Annotated in this window: 19 protein-coding genes and 1 pseudogene; 9 read left to right on the top strand and 11 right to left on the bottom strand. The window is 55.9% G+C overall.

The annotated features are described in order from the left end of the window. Nucleotides 1–85 precede the first annotated feature (85 nt). Genes KZ498_RS23365 through KZ498_RS23385 form a run of 5 tightly spaced genes read right to left on the bottom strand, consistent with a single transcriptional unit; the run spans nt 86 to nt 2,529 of the window. Nucleotides 86–277 carry a hypothetical protein gene (locus KZ498_RS23365; protein ID WP_312622009.1) on the bottom strand — a complete coding sequence of 64 codons (192 nt, stop codon included), beginning with the start codon at nt 275–277 and terminating at the stop codon, nt 86–88. Nucleotides 278–280: 3 nt separating this feature from the next. After that, nucleotides 281–1,048 carry a Phenylacetic acid catabolic protein gene (locus tag KZ498_RS23370; protein ID WP_312622010.1) on the bottom strand — a complete coding sequence of 256 codons (768 nt, stop codon included), beginning with the start codon at nt 1,046–1,048 and terminating at the stop codon, nt 281–283. Next, nucleotides 1,045–1,257 (bottom strand): phenylacetic acid degradation PaaB family protein, encoded by a 213-nt coding sequence (locus KZ498_RS23375; protein ID WP_312622011.1) that lies wholly within the window; start codon nt 1,255–1,257, stop codon nt 1,045–1,047. The genes KZ498_RS23370 and KZ498_RS23375 overlap by 4 nt, the downstream gene beginning before the upstream one ends. Further along, nucleotides 1,254–1,643 carry a metal-sulfur cluster assembly factor gene (locus KZ498_RS23380; protein WP_312622012.1) on the bottom strand — a complete coding sequence of 130 codons (390 nt, stop codon included), beginning with the start codon at nt 1,641–1,643 and terminating at the stop codon, nt 1,254–1,256. The genes KZ498_RS23375 and KZ498_RS23380 overlap by 4 nt, the downstream gene beginning before the upstream one ends. 10 nt (nt 1,644–1,653) lie before the next feature. After that, complete coding sequence (locus KZ498_RS23385) at nt 1,654–2,529, bottom strand: Phenylacetic acid catabolic protein (RefSeq protein ID WP_396276194.1); 876 nt, start codon at nt 2,527–2,529, stop codon at nt 1,654–1,656. A gap of 175 nt (nt 2,530–2,704) precedes the next feature. On the opposite strand from KZ498_RS23385, the gene KZ498_RS23390 reads away from it, so the two are divergent. Both KZ498_RS23390 and KZ498_RS23395 read left to right on the top strand, forming a co-directional pair. After that, a complete protein-coding gene (locus KZ498_RS23390) occupies nt 2,705–3,184 on the top strand; it encodes a GNAT family N-acetyltransferase (RefSeq protein WP_312622013.1) in 480 nt (159 codons plus the stop codon). Nucleotides 3,185–3,186: 2 nt separating this feature from the next. Continuing rightward, nucleotides 3,187–3,471, top strand: coding sequence for a 2Fe-2S iron-sulfur cluster-binding protein (locus tag KZ498_RS23395; RefSeq protein ID WP_312622015.1), 285 nt, complete (start codon nt 3,187–3,189; stop codon nt 3,469–3,471). 599 nt (nt 3,472–4,070) lie between these two features. Here the strand turns inward: KZ498_RS23395 and KZ498_RS23400 are convergent. The 6 genes from KZ498_RS23400 to KZ498_RS23425 form a co-directional block, all read right to left on the bottom strand. After that, the gene (locus KZ498_RS23400) at nt 4,071–5,711 is read right to left on the bottom strand and encodes a benzoate-CoA ligase family protein (RefSeq protein ID WP_312622017.1); all 1,641 of its coding nucleotides are present in this window, start codon (nt 5,709–5,711) and stop codon (nt 4,071–4,073) included. A gap of 74 nt (nt 5,712–5,785) precedes the next feature. Further along, nucleotides 5,786–6,562, bottom strand: a complete 777-nt coding sequence (locus tag KZ498_RS23405) for a CoA-transferase (RefSeq protein ID WP_312622019.1) — start codon at nt 6,560–6,562, stop codon at nt 5,786–5,788. Continuing rightward, nucleotides 6,552–7,472 carry a CoA-transferase gene (locus KZ498_RS23410; protein ID WP_312622020.1) on the bottom strand — a complete coding sequence of 307 codons (921 nt, stop codon included), beginning with the start codon at nt 7,470–7,472 and terminating at the stop codon, nt 6,552–6,554. Before KZ498_RS23410 ends, KZ498_RS23405 begins: the two co-directional genes overlap by 11 nt. Nucleotides 7,473–7,492: 20 nt before the next feature. Then, a complete protein-coding gene (locus tag KZ498_RS23415; protein WP_312622021.1) occupies nt 7,493–8,575 on the bottom strand; it encodes a branched-chain amino acid ABC transporter permease in 1,083 nt (360 codons plus the stop codon). Further along, a complete protein-coding gene (locus KZ498_RS23420; protein WP_312622022.1) occupies nt 8,576–9,448 on the bottom strand; it encodes a branched-chain amino acid ABC transporter permease in 873 nt (290 codons plus the stop codon). Nucleotide 9,449: 1 nt separating this feature from the next. Then, complete coding sequence (locus KZ498_RS23425) at nt 9,450–10,682, bottom strand: ABC transporter substrate-binding protein (protein ID WP_312622023.1); 1,233 nt, start codon at nt 10,680–10,682, stop codon at nt 9,450–9,452. 114 nt (nt 10,683–10,796) lie between these two features. Here KZ498_RS23425 and KZ498_RS23430 point away from each other — a divergent pair, with 114 nt between their 5' ends. The 7 genes and pseudogenes from KZ498_RS23430 to KZ498_RS23460 all read left to right on the top strand — a co-directional run bounded on the left by KZ498_RS23430 (nt 10,797) and on the right by KZ498_RS23460 (nt 18,254). Further along, complete coding sequence (locus KZ498_RS23430; RefSeq protein WP_312622024.1) at nt 10,797–11,555, top strand: ABC transporter ATP-binding protein; 759 nt, start codon at nt 10,797–10,799, stop codon at nt 11,553–11,555. After that, nucleotides 11,552–12,280, top strand: coding sequence for an ABC transporter ATP-binding protein (locus KZ498_RS23435; protein WP_312622025.1), 729 nt, complete (start codon nt 11,552–11,554; stop codon nt 12,278–12,280). The genes KZ498_RS23430 and KZ498_RS23435 overlap by 4 nt, the downstream gene beginning before the upstream one ends. A gap of 2 nt (nt 12,281–12,282) precedes the next feature. Continuing rightward, nucleotides 12,283–13,107 (top strand): enoyl-CoA hydratase/isomerase family protein, encoded by an 825-nt coding sequence (locus KZ498_RS23440; protein WP_312622026.1) that lies wholly within the window; start codon nt 12,283–12,285, stop codon nt 13,105–13,107. Nucleotides 13,108–13,182: 75 nt separating this feature from the next. Next, nucleotides 13,183–13,536 (top strand): annotated as a pseudogene (locus KZ498_RS23445) (IS701 family transposase); the annotation flags it as partial. 221 nt (nt 13,537–13,757) lie between these two features. Further along, nucleotides 13,758–14,360 carry a GNAT family N-acetyltransferase gene (locus tag KZ498_RS23450; protein WP_312622027.1) on the top strand — a complete coding sequence of 201 codons (603 nt, stop codon included), beginning with the start codon at nt 13,758–13,760 and terminating at the stop codon, nt 14,358–14,360. 157 nt (nt 14,361–14,517) lie between these two features. After that, nucleotides 14,518–15,102 carry a helix-turn-helix domain-containing protein gene (locus KZ498_RS23455; protein ID WP_312622028.1) on the top strand — a complete coding sequence of 195 codons (585 nt, stop codon included), beginning with the start codon at nt 14,518–14,520 and terminating at the stop codon, nt 15,100–15,102. 71 nt (nt 15,103–15,173) lie between these two features. Continuing rightward, a complete protein-coding gene (locus KZ498_RS23460; RefSeq protein ID WP_312622029.1) occupies nt 15,174–18,254 on the top strand; it encodes an amidohydrolase family protein in 3,081 nt (1,026 codons plus the stop codon). Nucleotides 18,255–18,561: the final 307 nt, after the last annotated feature.

Consider the following 18,561-nt stretch of genomic DNA (forward strand, 5'->3'; position numbering starts at 1 on the left):
AACTACCGGAGAGTATAAATAGAAGAAAGAGTGCCGTAGCTATTAAGACGGATTCATCTGCAACCGAACTGGGGAGCGTTGTGCGTTAGCGACCAGTATCGGGAGATTTGCCGTCGTACTTCAGCCGCTCGAACATCGTGTTACAGCTGTGGCAGTAGTACTGACTCTTGGAGATTTCCGATCCGAAGGCTGACTCCTGCTCGGTGTCGTTCGACCCGCAAAACGGGCACTCCGGTCGTATCGGCTCGGACGAGGAGTTGGTTTCAGATGCGCTCATGGGTCAGGCTCTGGCGTATTCGGCGTTTTTGACGCCCTGAAGCGCCTCGACAACTTCCGGGTCGACATGACCTCCGTCCACACGGCGGCGTGTTGCATCCCACGAATCCGCGTCGGGAGCATCCCAATCGATAGTCGAAACATCGACAGCCGTCCCTCCGAAGAGCGACCGGTAGTGCTGTTCGAACCCGTCACGGATATCGGCTATCGAACGGTCGACGAAGTCGGACTCGATGAGCGGGTCCGCCTCACCGTCGCCAGTTGCCGGTCCGATAAACGCGAGCGCGGCTGGAACGGCCTCAACGAGGGCAGCCTCAACAGCGTCGGGGTTCTCCTCGGCCTGGTGGCTGAGGCGCGCATCGAGGTGTTCTAGGTGGAAGTACTCGTCCTGACCGATGCGCTCTCCGAGTCCATCGAAATCCTCGTGTGAGATAGAGTCGATGAGATACCAGGCCGCACGTTCGGCGAGGTTTGCGACCACCACGAACTCTGTCCACGTGTCGGCGCTATCGTCGAGACAACCAGCATTGTTGAACTCTTCCGGGGCACGGTCACCTTGTAACCATGACTGGTCACGACCGTGATCCGAGAGCTTCTCGAACAGCTGTCGGACGTGTCCGATCTCGTCCTGTGCGGCGCTCGCCCCCGCAATGTCGTCTTCAAGCGCCGGTCCCGAAAGCATCCACTCGGAATACCGGTGTGAGATGATGAGTTTCGTGTCGGCGATGGCCTGTACGTAGTCGCTAGCGTCGTCGTTCCATGTATCAGTCATGCGTCTTTCACCGGCGGAGATTCCGCCATTTGCGCTTCGGTCACTTCGATGAGTTCCTCCCGAGGGACGGCGACCATTCGGTCCCAGTCCTCCTCGTCGAAAGTCGTCTTGGCGTACGTTTTCACTAGTTTGTCGTTCGGGGCGTCCACGTTACCGACGTGGAGCAGTTCGTCGCCCGCTCTGATTCGTGCAAACACTTCGTATTTCATAGTGCAATCCCGGATTCTCGCAGTTTTTCTCGCGCTTCATCGTCTAGCATGTCTTTTGACCACACGGGCTCCCAGACGACATCGATCTCGACGTCGTCGATCCCGCTCATCGTCCGCAGGCAGCCGCGGATGTCGTCGTGGATGAACTCATATGCGGGACAGCCCATACACGGGAACGATATGTCTATTTGGGCCACTCCCTCTTCGTCCACGTCAACATCGTATATCATCGCCATCTCGACCAGGCTCAGTGGGATGTGTGGGTCAGGGATCTCGTCGAGGTTCTGCCAGACCTCCCGTTCCAGTTTCGTTTCGGTGCCATCAGGGCCGATGTCAAACGGACCGAACCCCATGTCGTTGATATCCGTCTTCGTACTTTTGCTCATATTGCTACGGTCAGGGCATCACGTCGACCTTGCCGGACTGGATCATCTCGACGTACTTCTCGTTGGCCGGACCACGGGAACGCCAGCGATCGATGACGTCATCCCAAGAGATCGGGTTGTCGAAGTCCCATTCCTTGTTTTCCTCGTCAAAGGCAACTGGGAAGTCGTAGTCGATGACGTACTCATCAGCCTCTTCGTCGAAGTGGGCCGGTGTATCGATACCGATCTCGTTGAGGAACGGCATCGCGCGACCGAGCCAGTCCTGGCGGAGTTCGTCGTTGGATTTCCCTTTGATCCGGTATTCCAGCTGGTCGTCGTGTTTTTTCTTATCGTCCGGCAGGCCGAACCATTCCAGTGCCATCGGGAACATCCAGTCGACGGCTTCCTGAACCTTCTGCCTCGTGGACTCGTTTTTGTTGGCGAGCCGGCGCATCCATGTCTCGCCGTGACGCAGGTGGAACTGCTCCTCTTTGGACACTTTGGTCAGTGCGCGTTTCCAAGGCGCATAAGAGGTGTTTTCGTGGATGTCGCCTAGCAGGGTTATGCCTGCCCGGTCAAACATTCCGTGAGCACAGACGAGTTCGGCGAAGTTGTCGATGTGCTGGTCGAATCCGTACGTGTTGCGGAATTCGTGCGGTTCCCTGTCAAAGATGAGGTCCTCACGGTCTTCACCCAGGTCTTCAAGTAGCCGATAGGCGATGTGGCCGTGGCCGAGCTCATCTTGGATGACACTCACACACGATGCACGAGCATCAAGACTCGGCGCATTGAGCGATTGCTCGTAATACGCGGGGGCGCTCATGATTTCGGTGTCTGCCGACACCATCAGGATTTGTTTGAGGGCCTTCTGGTATCCCTCAGTCATCTCGTCAACGGATTCGACCATCTTTCCGTTCTGTAGCTGCTCCTTAAACTCTTCTTCAGAGAGCGTGGCTGGTTCTGCGGACATGTTCGACACGATTTATCATTGGTTTCCTAGTATATAAAACTTCCTCTAAATGCGCAGAAACCGGTCAGAGAATGGGAACGCTTTTTTATCAGAAGAGGTCCTACGGTGTGTCATGGAAGCGCAAATTAGAGAGGCGCAGCAAGATGATAGTGCAGCACTCATCGAACTATGGCATGGCTTCACGGACCACCTCTCAAAGTACGACGAGAGGTACGAACACAAGGACGAGGCCAACGAGCGATGGCTCCAGTACTTCGAGAACCAACTGCTTGACTCGAAGTACGGGACCGTTTTTGTTGCCGAACACGATGACGAACTTGTCGGTGTCATCGAAGTTCGTGTGGTCGGTGACCACCCGATATTCCGGCTCAAGGACCACGGGTACATCAACGGTCACTACGTGAAAGACGGCTACCGCGACTCGGGCATCGGTAGCGAACTGATCGACTCAGCCGCGGACTGGCTTCGTGACCACCCGCGTGACATTGAGTTCTGCCGTATCGATATCATCCACGGCGACGAAAAAGCAGTGTCGGTGTACGAGGAACTCGACTTCGAGCCGATAGAGCACGTCTACGAGTACGAACTATAATCATGGTCACGACTCACACTGTCGAGTTCGTCGACATCGACCAGTCGATACAGGTCTCCGAGAGCCAGACAATCCTCGAAGCGGCCGATGAGGCAGGTCTGGATCTCCCATACCAATGCCGAATGGGTGTCTGTGGTGTCTGTAGCGCGCTCCGTCTGGAAGAAGGCGAGGTCCAGCAAACCGAGGCGATGTTCCTCTCAGGAACCGAGAAGGGCGATGGATACGTCCTCACCTGTGTCGCTAAGCCTCGTTCGGATCTGAAGCTAAGAGCAAACGAGGGACCGTAGGTTCTCCAGTGGATTTTCTCCGTTCAATCATGAATGCACAGTGGCATCTTGTATCAAGTCGATGTATACGATTACCGTATACACCATTCCAGTATGCTTCTTGAAGCGACTGGTTATATCGTCAAACAGGCCATCTCAAAATAACAGGTGTACGGGAGTTAGGAACCCGGATTTTTCAATATTCGCCCCAACTATTGTTAACTATTAACTATTGAAAATGGAATGTTTAGCTGAAGTGGGTATAATATGTGTACTCCTGTTATTCTCTGGTGTATTTATTTAATCTCAGGAACTTGGAGTTGATCAATGTCTTCAGTATGTTCTCTCGAAATAACAGTAGTACGTTAGTTATAACATTTAGAATTCATAACTGTTTATTACTGTAAACAGAACTGTATTCAATCTCCGTAAATTCTACCTGAGGCCTTGATACCGTACTTAACCAGAGAAGAACGGCTTCGGTTGATGCCTGTCACACAAGGCCTGCTCTTGCCAGTCTGGTCGTCGTTCATCAGTAACAGGTCCAGCGTCTATACTCAATTGTCCGAAGAAGGCGTACAGGAATACCGAGTCACTTCATCGGCGGTATCAACTACCAGTTACGACGCTGGCTGTTCGCGCTCTCGCAGGTGGGTCCGCTGAATCTTGCCTGTCTCCGTCCGAGGGAGTTCGTTGATGAACTGAATGGCTCGTGGATACTTGTAGGGTGCGAGCGTGTTCTTGACATAATCCTGTAGTTCTGTAATGAGAGCATCGCTTTCCTCGACGTCTTCGGCCAACACAATGTACGCCTTGACGATTTCACCGCGTTCCTCGTCTGGCGCGCCAATGACAGCGACCTCCTGCACCTCATCTCGTTCTTCAAGAACCATCTCGACTTCAGGACCGGGGATATTGTACCCGCTGGAGATGATGAGGTCGTCCTGTCGAGACTGATACTCGAATCGACCGTCCTCGCGTTGAACGAAGATGTCTCCGGGGTAACTCCACCCGTCTTCGATGACCTCTTTCTGCTTTTCAGGCCGGTTCCAGTAGGTGATTCCGGTCGGTCCACGAACGGCTAGTTGCCCGGATCGGCCGCGTTCCAACTCTTCGCCTGTCTTAGGGTCCACGATCTTCGCTTCATAGCCGGGGACTGGGAATCCCGTAGCACCGGGATCTATCTCGTCCGTGTGCCGGTGTGAAATGAAAATATGCAACATCTCGGTGGTCCCAATCCCATCGAGGATGTCGATACCGTACTTTTCATTGATTTCGTCAAACGTATGTGGCGCCAACGGCTCACCGGCACTGAGCCCAAGTCGAAGTGAACTTACATCGTACTCCTCGTGTCCGTCGGGATACTTCGAGAGAATCTGGTTGTACGCCGTTGGAACCGAACAGAAAACGGTGATACCGTGGTTTTCGATAGCTTCGAGAAGCGACTCAGGGGTCGCGTCCTGGACGAGGCTGGTCGTCGCACCGAATCGGAGGGGGAACGTGACCAGGTCACCGTACCCGTACGCGAAGGGGAGCGGCGGGTTCCCACCGAAGACATCGTCTTCTGTTGCCTCGAGGCAGTACCTCGCGTACCCGTCAGCCGTAGCGAGGATATCTGAGTGGGTGTGAACGGCCCCCTTTGGTCGACCGGTCGTCCCACTGGTGTAGAGCATCAATCCGAGATCAGTGGCTTCTGTGTCGTGGGCATCGAGTTCGTCACTTGCGTCGTCGATGAGATCCTGGTAACTCGGGCGGTTATGCTCCACACCGACATCGTCGACCACGATGACCTCTTCAACGATATCAACATTATCAACTGCCTCTTCAAGCTCATCCAGCAGGTCGTCGTAGACGACTGCAGCGGTTATTTGAGCATCGTCGAGGATGTGTGTGAGCTCCTTCGCTCGCAGCAGTTTCATCGAAGGCTGCGGAATCGCACCAATCTTCTGGACGGCGAGACACGAAATGATAGCCTCCGGTCGGTTGGGGAACCGGACCAGCACGCGGTCGCCAGGTTCGACCCCAAGGTTCTTGAGCGCGTTTCCGAATCGGTTGACTCGGTCCTGTAGCTCACGGTAGGTGATGTCTTGGTCACGGAACCGGATAGCCACGTTATCACCACGCCCCGCCTCAATGTGACTATCGACCAGTTCCTCTGCGACGTTGATATGGGACGGATAATCTGTCTCGGGTAACGTGAACATCCGCTCCGGTTCGTGCGCTGCATCAGGCAGATACGACTCGGGTAGGTTCTGTTGCATGTCTCATTTTGACAATGAAGAACATCATATTTGTTAGTTTCGGTAATTAATACCCACAGTTTCCTGGGGTCTCTTTAGCGGGTCCAGAAGCCGTCTGGATCGAACTTCCGGATCAGTTCTAGCACGGTAGTGGATGGCGGGTCAGTTCGGCTGATTGTGTCACCAGTAACCTCCGCTGTAGTCTTGAGAGTCCACGGGAAATCCTCAGTAATTTCAGCGAGTTCAACCCCTGGGTGGAGTGAGTCAACGTACATTTCACCGCGGTCGTCGAATCCAAAAGTAGCTTTCGTCGTGACGAGTGTATCCGGACCACCACCCGGAACAGATTCCCGAGCGCGCCAATTGCCCCCGTCACCGTAACCGGGACTCGTGTTGTAGGTGACCGCTTCCACGAACCGACGTGGTTCGTGTGGCATCAGGATGACCGTCCGCTGGGACAGACAGGCGATGTCGCAGGCTCCGCCGCTACCTGGCAACCGTATCTCACCTGAGTCTGACGAAACACGGGTCGTGTTCAGGTTCCCGTACCGGTCAATCTCCGCGCCGCCAAGGAATCCCACGTCGATGTCGCCCCGCTGGAGCCGTGACATAATGTCCATCATGCTCGTCGTTGAGAGGGCCCCATCAAGATTCGGTAGGTCACACATCGTATGCAAGAAATCGCTTGCCGGTTCGTCGCGCATCACACCGCTCTCGAATACGGAGATGGCATTCGATGCGTGCGTACTCACCGCGACCTGAAAGGCAATCAGCGGGAGACGCATCCCGACGAACGCTGTGTCACCGTCATCAATTTCTCGCGCCGCAGCGGCGACCATCAGTTCCCGATCCGTATATGACTCACTGACCATACTCCACCTCCGCGGCAACAGTCGGATCAGAGATACCCAAGTCGCGGTCTATTTTCTCCATGTATTCGGCTCTGTCCGAGACACCGTAGACCCACTCGTCCAACCACGAAGCGGCTTCCTCCTGGCTGCTCGTTCGTTTGGCGTAGTCGAGATAATAGTCGTTGTCGCGGTTGTAACGGCCTGCGAGTGGTGATGGGTGTGCCCCACAGGGTACTTCTGTGACGGCTGTTACCGAATCTCTGGTTATCATTGTCCGGCTGGGATCGCTTTTGATCACTTCAGGCTCGACGATGTCTTCGGCGATAACGAGGGTATGGTCCGCAGCGTCGGCCGCTTCGATCATCACACCGGAATTCCCCCAGAAATGCGCATCACCGTACGGGGAGGCTCGCTGAACGTGAACAACGGTCCAGTCCGGTCGGATGGCAGGGACTAGCGCGATCCGGTCCCCCGAGTACGGATCCTCGGTCGCTTTGAACTGGTCGTTTTCCTCGAAGATATCGCTCCCCAGTAGCGAGCGCGTCGGTAGATACGGAACGCCCATCGCACCCGCTTTCAGCGACAACGCTATACTGAAATTCGAGTGGTTTTCCACGGTGAGGTCACCGGCTTCAACGGCTCGTCTGAAATTGTAACCGGTACCAGCGCTCACGTTTCCGACCCACGCTGCGCGGACACTATCGACGAGGTCCGCAGCCACCAGTTGGTCGAATAGTAGGTCGCTGATCGGGCCGATGAGGGTCAAGTCGTCGGTCTCCTGTCGAATGAGTTCGTGCCCGGCAGCGAACGGAATCGCATGTTCGAGTGCGAGTCCCATAGCTACCGAGCTTCCAGAGTCGATACGTTCGACTGCCGCTTCGAGGTCTGTGACTTTCGAGTCGGGCATATTCCCCACGACACGGTCGACCATCAAAAATGATTGGGGTCGGCCTACGAGAAGACCTTCTGCTTGTAGGTAGCCAGCGCGGAGCGCATTTCCGACAGAAGCACCGTTGGGTTGGGATTAGCTCGAATCGTTTGGACGATTCCTGAAAGGCCCCGTGGTGCAAAGATGACGATAACGATATACACGATGCCCAGGTAAATCTCCCAGTTACCGATTGCTGACAGCGAGTCTTCGAGGAAGACCACGAGGAACGCACCGGCTATCGGTCCCCAGAGCGTTCCCATTCCACCCAAAAGCGTCATTACGATCAACTCTCCACTGGTCGTCCAGTGTAACATTGACGTGGTGGCTGTGCTGTTGAACGGCACCCAGAGTCCACCTGCAAGTCCCGCCATCCCGCCGCTGATAGTGAACGCGATGATTTTGTATCGGTCCACATTATAGCCGATGAACGCGACCCGATCCTCGTTCTCGCGGATGGCCTGCAACACGCGGCCGAACGGCGAGTTCGCGAGGCGTGTCACGAGTGCAAGCATCGCCGCAAGACCCACTAGTGAGAGGTAGTAGTACGACATCAGTGATCCGGTGTCCATCCCAAACAGTGTCAGCGACGTAATGCCGACCAGCCCATTATCGCCGTTAGTCACTGTCTCCATACCGAGCAACGTCGCCGGAATATCGTTGAACGCGATTGTGTAGAACAGCTGGGCGAACGCCAACGTCAGCATCGCGAAGTATACACCACGTGCCGAGACGCTCAGCCAACCGATGATTGCTGCGACCACCGCACCAGCAACCACAGCCATCGGGAGCACAACGAGTGCACTATCCGTTACGTTCTGTATCAGCAGTGCAGTGGCGTACCCGCCAGCCCCGAACATCGCCGCGTGGCCAAACGAAAGTAGGCCAGCATACCCGAAGACGAAGTCCAGACTAAGGGCCAGTAACGCGAAGATGAACATATGAGTCGCAAGGTCCATCCAGAACGGATGGACCACCTTTGCAACTGGCGCAAACAGTACCGCGATGACACCTGCGACGAGCAGACCGAGTCGGACACGACCGCCGAGCACATCCGTTTGGTTTTGTGCGGCAAAGTGCCGACCGATGATGTCTTTCGCGCCCATCTATGCACCCTCCGGGTTCCCGAACAGTCCAGCTGGTTTGATCAGGAGCACGGCAGCCATCAGTAGATACAGGAGCGCGTCAGTAAACTGCGGCGCGAACGTCGGCCCGAACGCGTTGAGCATGCCGACCACGAACGCACCGACGACAGCCCCGCGATAGCTTCCGAGGCCGCCGATTACAACGATGGCGAACGCCTGAATGATGACGCTCGCAGCCATTCCAGGATCGACCGCCTGTGACGTGCCCAGGAGGACGCCAGCAAGTCCAGCTAACACCGATCCAAGGACAAAGACAGCCGTAAACACACGGCTCACGTCCGTTCCAAGGGCGTCAACCATCTCCGAGTCGTGTGCACTCGCCCGCATGACGATTCCGAAGTCGCTCCGGCGGATGGCTACCCACAGCGCGGCCGTGACAGCGATACTCACACAGAGCAGGAACACCCGGAACAACGGATACGAGAACAGGACCAGATCAACCGAACCCGAGAGGAGAGCTGGGGTTTCGATGTTTTGGACCTGTCCGCCCCAGATTTCGGTCACTAGCCCATGCAGCAGTATCGCGAATCCGAAGGTCAACAGGATGTGATAGAGTGGGTTCCGACCGTACAGCGGCCGTATCGTGAAGTACTCAATGAGACCACCAAGGAGACCCACCAGCAACGGCGCAGCCAGTAGGGCAAGCCACCAGTTTCCGGTGACCGAGACAAGCGTGAGCCCGAAATACGCACCAAGCATGTACAGCGATCCGTGTGCGAAGTTGATGACGTCCATCATTCCGAAGATGAGAGTTAGCCCGACCGTGACAAGGACGAGTGTCATCCCCATCTCAACGCCGAGTAGCGTCGTTTTCGCTAGCCCTTCGAGTATCATGCTACAGGCTGCACCCCCACGTCGGCCCTTCGACCTTCGATAGTGTTTCTACCACTTCGTTCTGTATGCTATCGTCAGTCTCAACGACCTGACGGATATCCATATCCATCACTGGGTCATGCGTGGACTCTTTGAATTTTAAATACCCTCGGGGGCTGTCGAGCTCTGCGCCAGCCAGCCCGGACACCATCGTATCCGTATCGGTGCCGCCAGCCTCCGTAACCGCTATTTCCGCCGCAAGCCCGGAGTCATAGCCCTGACATGCGTACACGTTCGGGGTTGCATCGTACTCGGTAGAGTAGGCATCAACGAACGCCTGGTTCCGGTCGGTCTGTTTTGTCGGGGTATAGTGCAGGAGCGAATACATACCGAGCGCTCCGGTCCCCTGCGCCGGAAGCGTATCCGCCGATAACAGGAAGCCGCTACCGGTCTGAGTCATGTTCTCGCCGAGGCCGAAGGAGTCGAACTGCTTGATGTAATTCACCGCATCACTCCCCGCAAAGAAAGAGAAGACGGCATCAGCACCGCTGTTCTCTATTTCCTGGAGGAACGAAGAATAATCGGACGTGCCCAGCGGGGCACCGATTTCGTCTACGACGGTTCCTCCCACATCTTCGAATTCCTCCCGAAACAGGTTCTTCGACTGCTGTCCGAATGTGTAGTTCGCGTACGAAAGGACGACGTTGTCCGCGATATTATCGTTGATGAACGACGCAAGTGGTGCACTCGTCTGCCAGGTATTGAAGGAAGTACGGAAGTGGTATTTTGTGCAGTTGTCCGACACGAGCTTGTAGTTGCCCGCGTTAGCATTGAGCCAGATTGCGCTTCCGGCGCTGGCAATCTCTGGTTTCATCGCCCCGGCAACGGCACTCGAAACCGGGCCGACGAGGAAATCCACATTCTCCGATTGGAGAAACTCCTGTGTGATGGAGGCTCCGGTTGACGGGTCCGCACCGGTGTCCTGTCGAACGTACTCAACCGTGCGTCCATCGATTTCACCGCCTAGCTGCTGGTCAAGTCGCAGTTTAACTCCGTTGACAATACTCTCGCCGAGAAACGAGTATGTTCCCGAAAACGGGAGGACAAATCCGATTTTGACGGATTCTGAGCCACCACTTCCACCGCCTAGGCAGCCGGCGAGTGAGGCACCGACCGCGGCTCCGCTGCCTGCGAGGAATTTGCGACGACTACACTTGATGCTACGCTTCTCATGGGACATGCGCTCCGATGGCATAGAAGTCTGAACGGATAGGTTATTGAAATAACTTGTGGGTATTGTAGCAAATAATTAATCCAGAATTCGGCACATAGGGGTAGTTATTTATACTATTAGGTCACTCTCAAGAGTATGGCAACGCCTCTCTTGGCGTTGGACAGTGTTACGAAGGAGTTCGGCAAGATCCGGGCTGTTGACGAGGTTTCCCTCGAAATCCCTGTAGACGAGGTAACTGCTGTCATCGGCCCGAACGGGGCCGGCAAGACGACACTGTTCAATCTAATCACTGGGCGGTACGAGTTGACTAGCGGACAAATCAAACTCCGTGGTGACCGAATTAACGGTCTTGAACCGCAGGAAATCGTTCAACGGGGGCTTGCACGTTCGTTCCAGATAACCAACTTCTTTCCGGACCTGACCGCGCTGGAAAACGTTCGGTTAGCCGCCCAGGCACAGAATATGGAACTGACACCTGGTGCGTTGTTGTCCCACCACGACCAGAAATCGGAGTCAAAAGACGCTGCGAGAGCAGTCCTTGATCGTCTCGATCTCCTCGATATCGCACAGGAACCCGCGAACTCGCTCTCACATGGTCAACAACGCCATCTGGAGATCTGTATCGCCTTGGCCTGTAACCCGGATGTCCTGGTGATGGACGAACCGACAGCTGGAATGAGCCCCGAAGAGACCGTCGAGACGCGCGAACTTGTCGAGGACCTCGCTGAGGACATTACTATCGTCATTATTGAACACGACATGGATGTCGTCATGCGCGTCGCCGATCGACTTGCTGTAATGGAGAACGGGTCGCTACTCACGGTTGGCCCGCCCGAGACTGTTCGTGAAGACGAGCGAGTCCAGCAGGCGTATCTCGGAGGTGAGACGGTATGACTGTCCTCGATGTGGACAGCGTGGATACGTATTACGGGCCGAGCCACGTTCTCCACGACGTGTCACTGAATGTTGAGGCGGACGAAATCGTCGCGCTCATCGGCCGGAACGGTGCAGGGAAGACGACCACACTCCGGACGATTATGGGCGTCACCCCGCCGAAAAATGGCGACGTCCGTCTCCATGGTGATCCGATTCAGGGTCTCTCACCAAACAAGATCCGACGACATGGAATCTCGTGGACCCCCGAGGACCGCCGTGTCTTCCCCGACCTGACAGTCGCCGAGAACCTCCGGATTGCCAACCGCGTCGAGCCCGACAACGAGGGAACAAATCGGGGAACGACATTCACCGTGGAGGAGGTGTATGAGAGCTTCGACCGTCTCGACGAGCGACGGGATCAGCGAGCAGGCACCATGAGCGGGGGCGAACAGCAGATGTTGGCTATCGCTCGGTCGCTCGTCGGGCCACCGGTCGAACTACTGGCATTAGACGAGCCGTCAGAGGGGCTGGCACCGAAAATCGTTGACGACGTGCGCGATATGATTGAGCGATTGAACGAGCGAGGGATGACGATACTCCTCGTCGAACAGAACGCACACTTGGCTCTAGAGTTAGCAGACCGGGCGTATATACTCGAGACTGGACACATCGAATTGACGGCACCTGCCGACGAGTTACTAGCCGATCAAGACGTGCTCGAAACGTATCTCGGGGTTCGATAACTGTGTCTCTGGACCTGACAAACGGGGAAACCCTGCGGTATCACGAGGACGTGCGGACTGACATCGATCCGGACACTGGTGTCGCATGGCTCGTGATGGAAGCCGACGAGAACGACGTGAACACGTTCACTGCGACGAGCGTTGATGCACTCACCGATGCAGTGACCGACCTGAAGGATGAGGTGCAATGTCTCGTCCTTTATGGCGAGAATGATTTTTCTGTCGGCGCTGACCTGGTAGACATTCAGGACACGCCCCAAGAGCTCCGACCACCGAAGATAGATAACACTGCGGCGGCCTCCAACCGGTTCATCCAGGCTCTTCGTTCACTCGATGCACCGGTCGTTGCCGCTATCGAAGGGACTGCCGCAGGGGGTGGACTCGGTTTTGCCCTCGCCTGTGACATGATTGTCATGCACGAGGAAGCATCGCTAAATACGGCGTACGCACGTATTGGCCTCACGCCAGACAACGGGACGCCCTTCTTCCTCACGCGTGCTGTCGGTCCGTATCGAGCGCGAGATTTACTCTTCGATCCGCGGCCGATAGCTGCCTCAGAAGCAAAGAATCTCGGCATCACTGACCGCATCCTCACGGGATCCCACACGGAGTTTCTCGACGAGGCATCAGAACTGGCGGTTCGCCTTGCAAAGGGGCCGACCGACGTGTACGGAAAAATCAAGCTGCTAGTCGACAGCGCCTCACAGTCACAACTCGACGACCACTTGGAATTTGAACGTGAGATGATTCGCACGGCGAGCGAATCAGACACCTTCGATGAAGGACTGAACGCCTTCGTCGGAAAGCGCGAACCCGAGTGGGACTGATACTGTTGGCTGTGACTTTGTGACTCAGCTTTGCACATTGAAATAGGAGCGTAACGTAGGGAATAGCAAGGACGGATGATGACGATTTCCGACTTCTTGTCGTGCGCGCGTGTGTTCGACGGGCGCTGTCACCAGCACAACGCCGTCACGCGAAAACCTACGCCACCGGTCTTGTGCGGACAGCAATAAGATCGTGGCAGGTATCGCTCCTGAAGTACTCCCGGCCAACGGAAATCGCGCTCTCAACAAGTTCCTCACCGAGTACGACTAGGATGAACAGCAGTTCAACAACGAACGTCTTGAGGACCTCCAGAAACACGGTGCAACGCGCTGGTCGAAGGATGGTTACATCATCCTTGACGACGCGATTACCGAGAAAGCCGGGGACGTGTCACCGGCGTCGACCGGTTCTACGATCATGATCGTGGCGTCGAAGACCTTATTTAAGAGATCAAACACCCCTTTGTTCATTCAATTGCCGACGCTAACGCGCAAAGCTGAGTTTGTGAATGAATTCTCTCCTGGGGTGGCAATATATGCGATCACGTAGTTGTAGCCGATTGTATGACCAACGCTGCCCGTTTCGTTCACTTTCTCACCCGATGGGATTCGGCACAACGTACACATTCCCTGTCGCAGTACCATCATACATGAGCGGAACTGGAAACAGCGCGGCCTGTACTGGCTGGGACAACTCCTCGTGTGAGGGAACGCAATACTGTCCGCCCCGCTGTCCACGGTTCGTCGACAACGAGGGCGTGCCGCGAATCGCTCGTCGCTTCGAGTCAGCGGACTTCGACGCCGTCGTCGACATGTACGACGACCTCGATAGTTTCAGTCGAACGCAGGGGATTCCACCGACGACCCGACCGCAGATTGAGCGGTGGATATCGTCGCTCGTCGAGAACGGCTGGAACCTCGTGATCGAAGACGACAACCGGATCATCGGCCACGCTGCGGTCGTTCCCGCGTCCTCGTCCGCACCTGAACTCGTTATCTTTCTCCACCAGTCCGTCAGGAACAGGGGAATCGGATCGGAGCTACTCAAACACCTCATCGCACACGCAGACGACCAGGGCCACGACGGACTCACGCTCAACGTCTCGTGTGGGAACAGCCGTGCGATTACCGTCTACGAGAACATCGGCTTCGATGAGTTAGAGCGAACGAGGACGGATATCGAGATGGAACTATCGATGGACGAACCGATCGTCGATCGCGTCCAACTGTTTCCGGCACAGCGAGACGGGTGAGGCAGGCGGCTCTACTATCGTCTCTCGTCGTCCCTCGAAAGTCGAATTGTTATTAAGTTTAAGTTATAGGACTGTGTAGACCTCTCCTATGGGTTTGATCGCTGAGTACACGATACGGCCGATAATACTGTCGAGAGTGTTACAAGAAGTCCCAGATATGCAAATCCAGAATCCAGATGTCTATACTGAATCAGATGGCACTGGGAAAGTGATGATCTGGGTATGGGGGGATGATTTCCAAACTTTCGAAGCAGCGCTGCAGGATGACGACGATATCGAAACGTACGAATTCCTGACGCAAGTACAGGATCGCCGTTTCTACAGTATTACCCATGTCAAAGGCGCGAAATCCGATCACTCTTATCCGCTAGTCTACGAAAATAATATTCTCGTGCTTGACGCCGCTGGTACCTATGAAGGGCTCAATATGCGAGCACGTTTTCCTACGAGGGATGCTTTAGTAAAATATAGGGAAGGATGCGAAGAGCGCGGCATTCCATTCCAGTTGCGGAAACTCTATCATGAAGCCCAACTCACGACAGGGAGACAAACTCAGCTGCACACGCTGACCGAGACACAGCATGAGACACTCTTATCTGCTCTCGAAATGGGATATTTCGATATTCCACGCCGGACGAATATGGAAAAAATAGCAGAGAGGTTCAGCGTCTCGACTCAAGCCATATCAACACGGCTCAGACGCGGGCAACAACGCCTTATTCAAGAAATACTTGACGTTTAGAATACACTACTTTTAATTGATTGACCGGGTAAAGGGGGATTATTTCCTATCCCACACCTGTCTGTGTGGGTATGGCACACAAAGATGCCAACGGCGAACGAGATGGATTGTCACATACCCGTCGTGACCACCTGAAAGGAATTCTCGGTGGTGTAGCTTTGTCCAGCCTCGTCAGTACCGGCTCTGCTCTCGCAGAAGCTGACAGACCCGAGACAGCCAAAACCACCCTTTCAGAAGGGACAAATATCGCAATCACCGCCTCGCCAGACGGAGAGACAATCATTATCGACCACGCCGGAATCCTATTCCGGCTTTCGGGGGATGGCGGTGAAGCCGAACAGATTACTGACGTCGAGTTGGAACCAGCGTATCCCAACTACAGTCCGAACGGCGATCGCGTCGCCTTCCAAGGGTACGCCGATGGGGTCTATGATCTCTATACGATAGCACCCGACGGAAGCGATCTCGAAAAGCTAACTGACGACCCTAACTGGGATGACAGAGAACCGAATTGGTCACCCGGCGGTAGTATGATTGCGTTCGCGTCGGACCGAGGGATGGGCTACGACATCTGGACGCTTGAGGTCGGTAGCGGTGAGATTACCCAGCTAACCGACACTGACGCCGACAACTATCTCCCGACGTGGTCGTCTGACGGCTCAGAGATTGCCTACGTCACGAACGGCGGTAGCGCGATCAAAGCCATCGATAGCAACGGCGGCGAGTCCCGGACGCTGTACAGCGCCGGGGACGGGGAAACCCTCCGGGCGCCATCGTGGGGACCGGGTAGGGACCTGGCCTACGTGCGCGTCGCCGGGAGCGAGGCCCACCTGATGGTGGGCGGCGAACAAGTCACCGATGGGGAAGACGTGTTCCCGCTACCCACGAATTGGCTGTCAGAAAACGAACTGCTGTACACGGCGGACGGCAAGATTCGGACGAGAGAACTGGATGGAGAGTCCGATAAGACCACTGAGGTTCCCTTCACCATATCGTTCGATCTGCCGGAGCTCGATTACAAGCGTAAATCCTACGAGTTCGATCATCGCGGCAAGGAGGCGGTCAAGGGCGTCCAGACGCCCGCATTGAGTCCGGAGGGCGACCGGATTGCATTCATTGCCCTGAACGACCTTTGGGTGATGGAGATAGGAAAGCGACCAGCTCGCATTACCGAAGACCACTACTACGAAACAGCCCCGGCCTGGCATCCCAATGGCCGGTACCTGGCGTATTCCTCAGACAGAGCGGGTACGGAAGATATCTTCGTATATGACACGAAAACGGAATCCCACCACAGGGTGACATCGCGTGAGGGTGCAGCAATCAAGGCTGCGTGGTCGCCCAGCGGTTCCGAAATCGCGTTCCAGAATCAAGACGGTGCCACGTTTACCATCGGCGTGAGCATCAACGACGGCACCGTCGAAGCTGACGGAGCGGTTCGTAACATCCTGGGTCCCCAGTTCGCTCCGGGGGCACCCACATGGTCGGCGGACGGAGAGACGCTCGCGATGACGGTTCACATTACGTTCTCTGAGAGAACCGGCTTTGGAACGAACCAAATCCTGACGGTCGATGTTGACTCCGGCGAGACTGAGATTCATCCACCTGGCGAGGAGTTCGCCTCGGTCGCGACTAGGAACAATGACGGACCGGTGTGGTCGCCGAACGGGGAGTACATGGCCTTTGTCGTCGAGAGTACACTCCGGGTTATGCCGGTTACTGAGGACGGTCTACCCGACGGCCCAGCCAGGGAACTCACGGACGAGGCGACCGACGGACCATCGTGGAGCGGCGACTCAGAGTGGTTGCTCTACCTCAACAATGGGCAACTGAAAAAGGTACGCCGTGACGGTAGCGAAACCAAGGAGGTTCCGCTCCGACTGAACTATCACCGGCAGTATCCGACCGGCCGAACGGTCGTCTACGCCGGAGGACTGTGGGACGGGCGAGACGCAGAACTAAAGGAGAACGTCACCATCGAGATCGTCAACAACCGGATCAAGCGCGTGGAAACGGATACCGAGCCGCCGAACGGTCAGTACGTCGACGCCTCTGATCTCACCGTCATTCCCGGGCTGTGGGATGCGCATAATCACCAGACCTACAGCGAAGAGTTGTTTGGTGCACGGCAGGGACTTGTCAACCTCGCGTACGGTGTGACGACGACTGTTGACAGAGCGGCGTTCGTCTATCACGGGGTTCACGACCGCGAAGCGTTCACTGCCAACGAGCGCGTCGCACCGCGGTACTTCATGACTGGCGAACTGATCGACGGATCGCGGACGAGGTTCCCGACGAATCGGACAACCAGGAGCCTCGAACAGATCGAGCTGGAGATGTCACGAGCCATCGAGCTCGACTACGACTTCTTGAAAACCTACGAACGTCTTAACGCCACGCGAACGGATGCTGTTCAAGATGTCGCACACGATGAACTCGGCGTCCCAACCGCATCCCACTACGTCGCCCCAGGAATCCAGCTCGGCCAGAACGGAACAACGCATATGGACGAATACGGGCGGTTTGGGTTCTCACGTGCGGAATCAGCGACAGGCCAGTCGTACGACGACTATGTTCAGTTCCACTCGACCGACGACCGGCGCTGGACGGTCACGACGTTCTTCGACGACAGTTTCATCCTCGGGGAAGAGGTTGAGGATGACCCGCGGCTCAAATTGTTCCCGCCGTGGCGCCGCGAGGGGCTGCTAGCGGCTACCGCCAATAACGAGGAGCGCCCAGATGACCCTGACTGCACCTCCCGTCTGTGTCGAAACGTGAGTGTGGCCAAGCGGATCGTAGACAACGGCGGGCTGGTCGTCACTGGAACTGACGTGCCGCTGACATTCAATGGCGTGGAACTGCATGCCAACCTCCGCCCGCTGGTGGCCTACGGGTTTTCCGAGCACGAAGCACTGTTAACAGCCACCCGATTCGCAGCCAAACACCAGGGCGTTGAAGACGACCTCGGGACGATCGAGTCGGGTAAACTCGCGGACATGGTCTTCCTCGACGGCAATCCCCTGGAAGACATCAACAACGCGATGAACGTGGAAATGACGATGACCGACGGTGAACTGTACACTATTGAGGACCTCCTAGAACCGTTTAGTTCTGAGGGTGGAGAAGATAGCGACGGAGGACTCAACGGGTAGGAGCCAGTTCCAGGGTCACCGGTGGCACCGCTGACGCTGGCATGATCGTCGGCCGCAGTGGAAACGGCGGTAGCGGGGGGACAGGACGACCGCCAGCGGCGACAGTGGCACACAGACCAATCAGAGCCTCACGCTCGATGGCGCCATCGAAACCAACGATATTCGGCAAGTGAGAGGCCCTGAATTCGCCCCAGGTCGTCCGACCTAGTCTGGGGATGGCACCACCCTGGCGATGAATTCGAGACGATCGCAACGCGAGATGTTGACGGTCCAGTGAACCAAATCACAGATGAAGCGTGATTGCTCG

Origin of the sequence: Haloarcula sp. 1CSR25-25 (assembly GCF_032027985.1) — an archaeon.
In the GTDB taxonomy this organism is placed as follows: domain Archaea; phylum Halobacteriota; class Halobacteria; order Halobacteriales; family Haloarculaceae; genus Haloarcula.

Bases quoted from the DNA above. Each gene is read 5' to 3' on its own strand.
- KZ498_RS23410 (WP_312622020.1), bottom strand. From the start codon at position 7,472: ATGGTCGACCGTGTCGTGGGGAATATGCCCGACTCGAAAGTCACAGAC.
- KZ498_RS23370 (WP_312622010.1), bottom strand. From the start codon at position 1,048: ATGACTGATACATGGAACGACGACGCTAGCGACTACGTACAGGCCATC.
- KZ498_RS23385 (WP_396276194.1), bottom strand. From the start codon at position 2,529: ATGGTCGAATCCGTTGACGAGATGACTGAGGGATACCAGAAGGCCCTC.
- KZ498_RS23375 (WP_312622011.1), bottom strand. From the start codon at position 1,257: ATGAAATACGAAGTGTTTGCACGAATCAGAGCGGGCGACGAACTGCTC.
- KZ498_RS23415 (WP_312622021.1), bottom strand. From the start codon at position 8,575: ATGGGCGCGAAAGACATCATCGGTCGGCACTTTGCCGCACAAAACCAA.
- KZ498_RS23430 (WP_312622024.1), top strand. From the start codon at position 10,797: ATGGCAACGCCTCTCTTGGCGTTGGACAGTGTTACGAAGGAGTTCGGC.
- KZ498_RS23450 (WP_312622027.1), top strand. From the start codon at position 13,758: ATGAGCGGAACTGGAAACAGCGCGGCCTGTACTGGCTGGGACAACTCC.
- KZ498_RS23395 (WP_312622015.1), top strand. From the start codon at position 3,187: ATGGTCACGACTCACACTGTCGAGTTCGTCGACATCGACCAGTCGATA.
- KZ498_RS23425 (WP_312622023.1), bottom strand. From the start codon at position 10,682: ATGCCATCGGAGCGCATGTCCCATGAGAAGCGTAGCATCAAGTGTAGT.
- KZ498_RS23390 (WP_312622013.1), top strand. From the start codon at position 2,705: ATGGAAGCGCAAATTAGAGAGGCGCAGCAAGATGATAGTGCAGCACTC.
- KZ498_RS23365 (WP_312622009.1), bottom strand. From the start codon at position 277: ATGAGCGCATCTGAAACCAACTCCTCGTCCGAGCCGATACGACCGGAG.
- KZ498_RS23455 (WP_312622028.1), top strand. From the start codon at position 14,518: ATGCAAATCCAGAATCCAGATGTCTATACTGAATCAGATGGCACTGGG.
- KZ498_RS23435 (WP_312622025.1), top strand. From the start codon at position 11,552: ATGACTGTCCTCGATGTGGACAGCGTGGATACGTATTACGGGCCGAGC.
- KZ498_RS23405 (WP_312622019.1), bottom strand. From the start codon at position 6,562: ATGGTCAGTGAGTCATATACGGATCGGGAACTGATGGTCGCCGCTGCG.
- KZ498_RS23420 (WP_312622022.1), bottom strand. From the start codon at position 9,448: ATGATACTCGAAGGGCTAGCGAAAACGACGCTACTCGGCGTTGAGATG.
- KZ498_RS23400 (WP_312622017.1), bottom strand. From the start codon at position 5,711: ATGCAACAGAACCTACCCGAGTCGTATCTGCCTGATGCAGCGCACGAA.
- KZ498_RS23380 (WP_312622012.1), bottom strand. From the start codon at position 1,643: ATGAGCAAAAGTACGAAGACGGATATCAACGACATGGGGTTCGGTCCG.
- KZ498_RS23460 (WP_312622029.1), top strand. From the start codon at position 15,174: ATGGCACACAAAGATGCCAACGGCGAACGAGATGGATTGTCACATACC.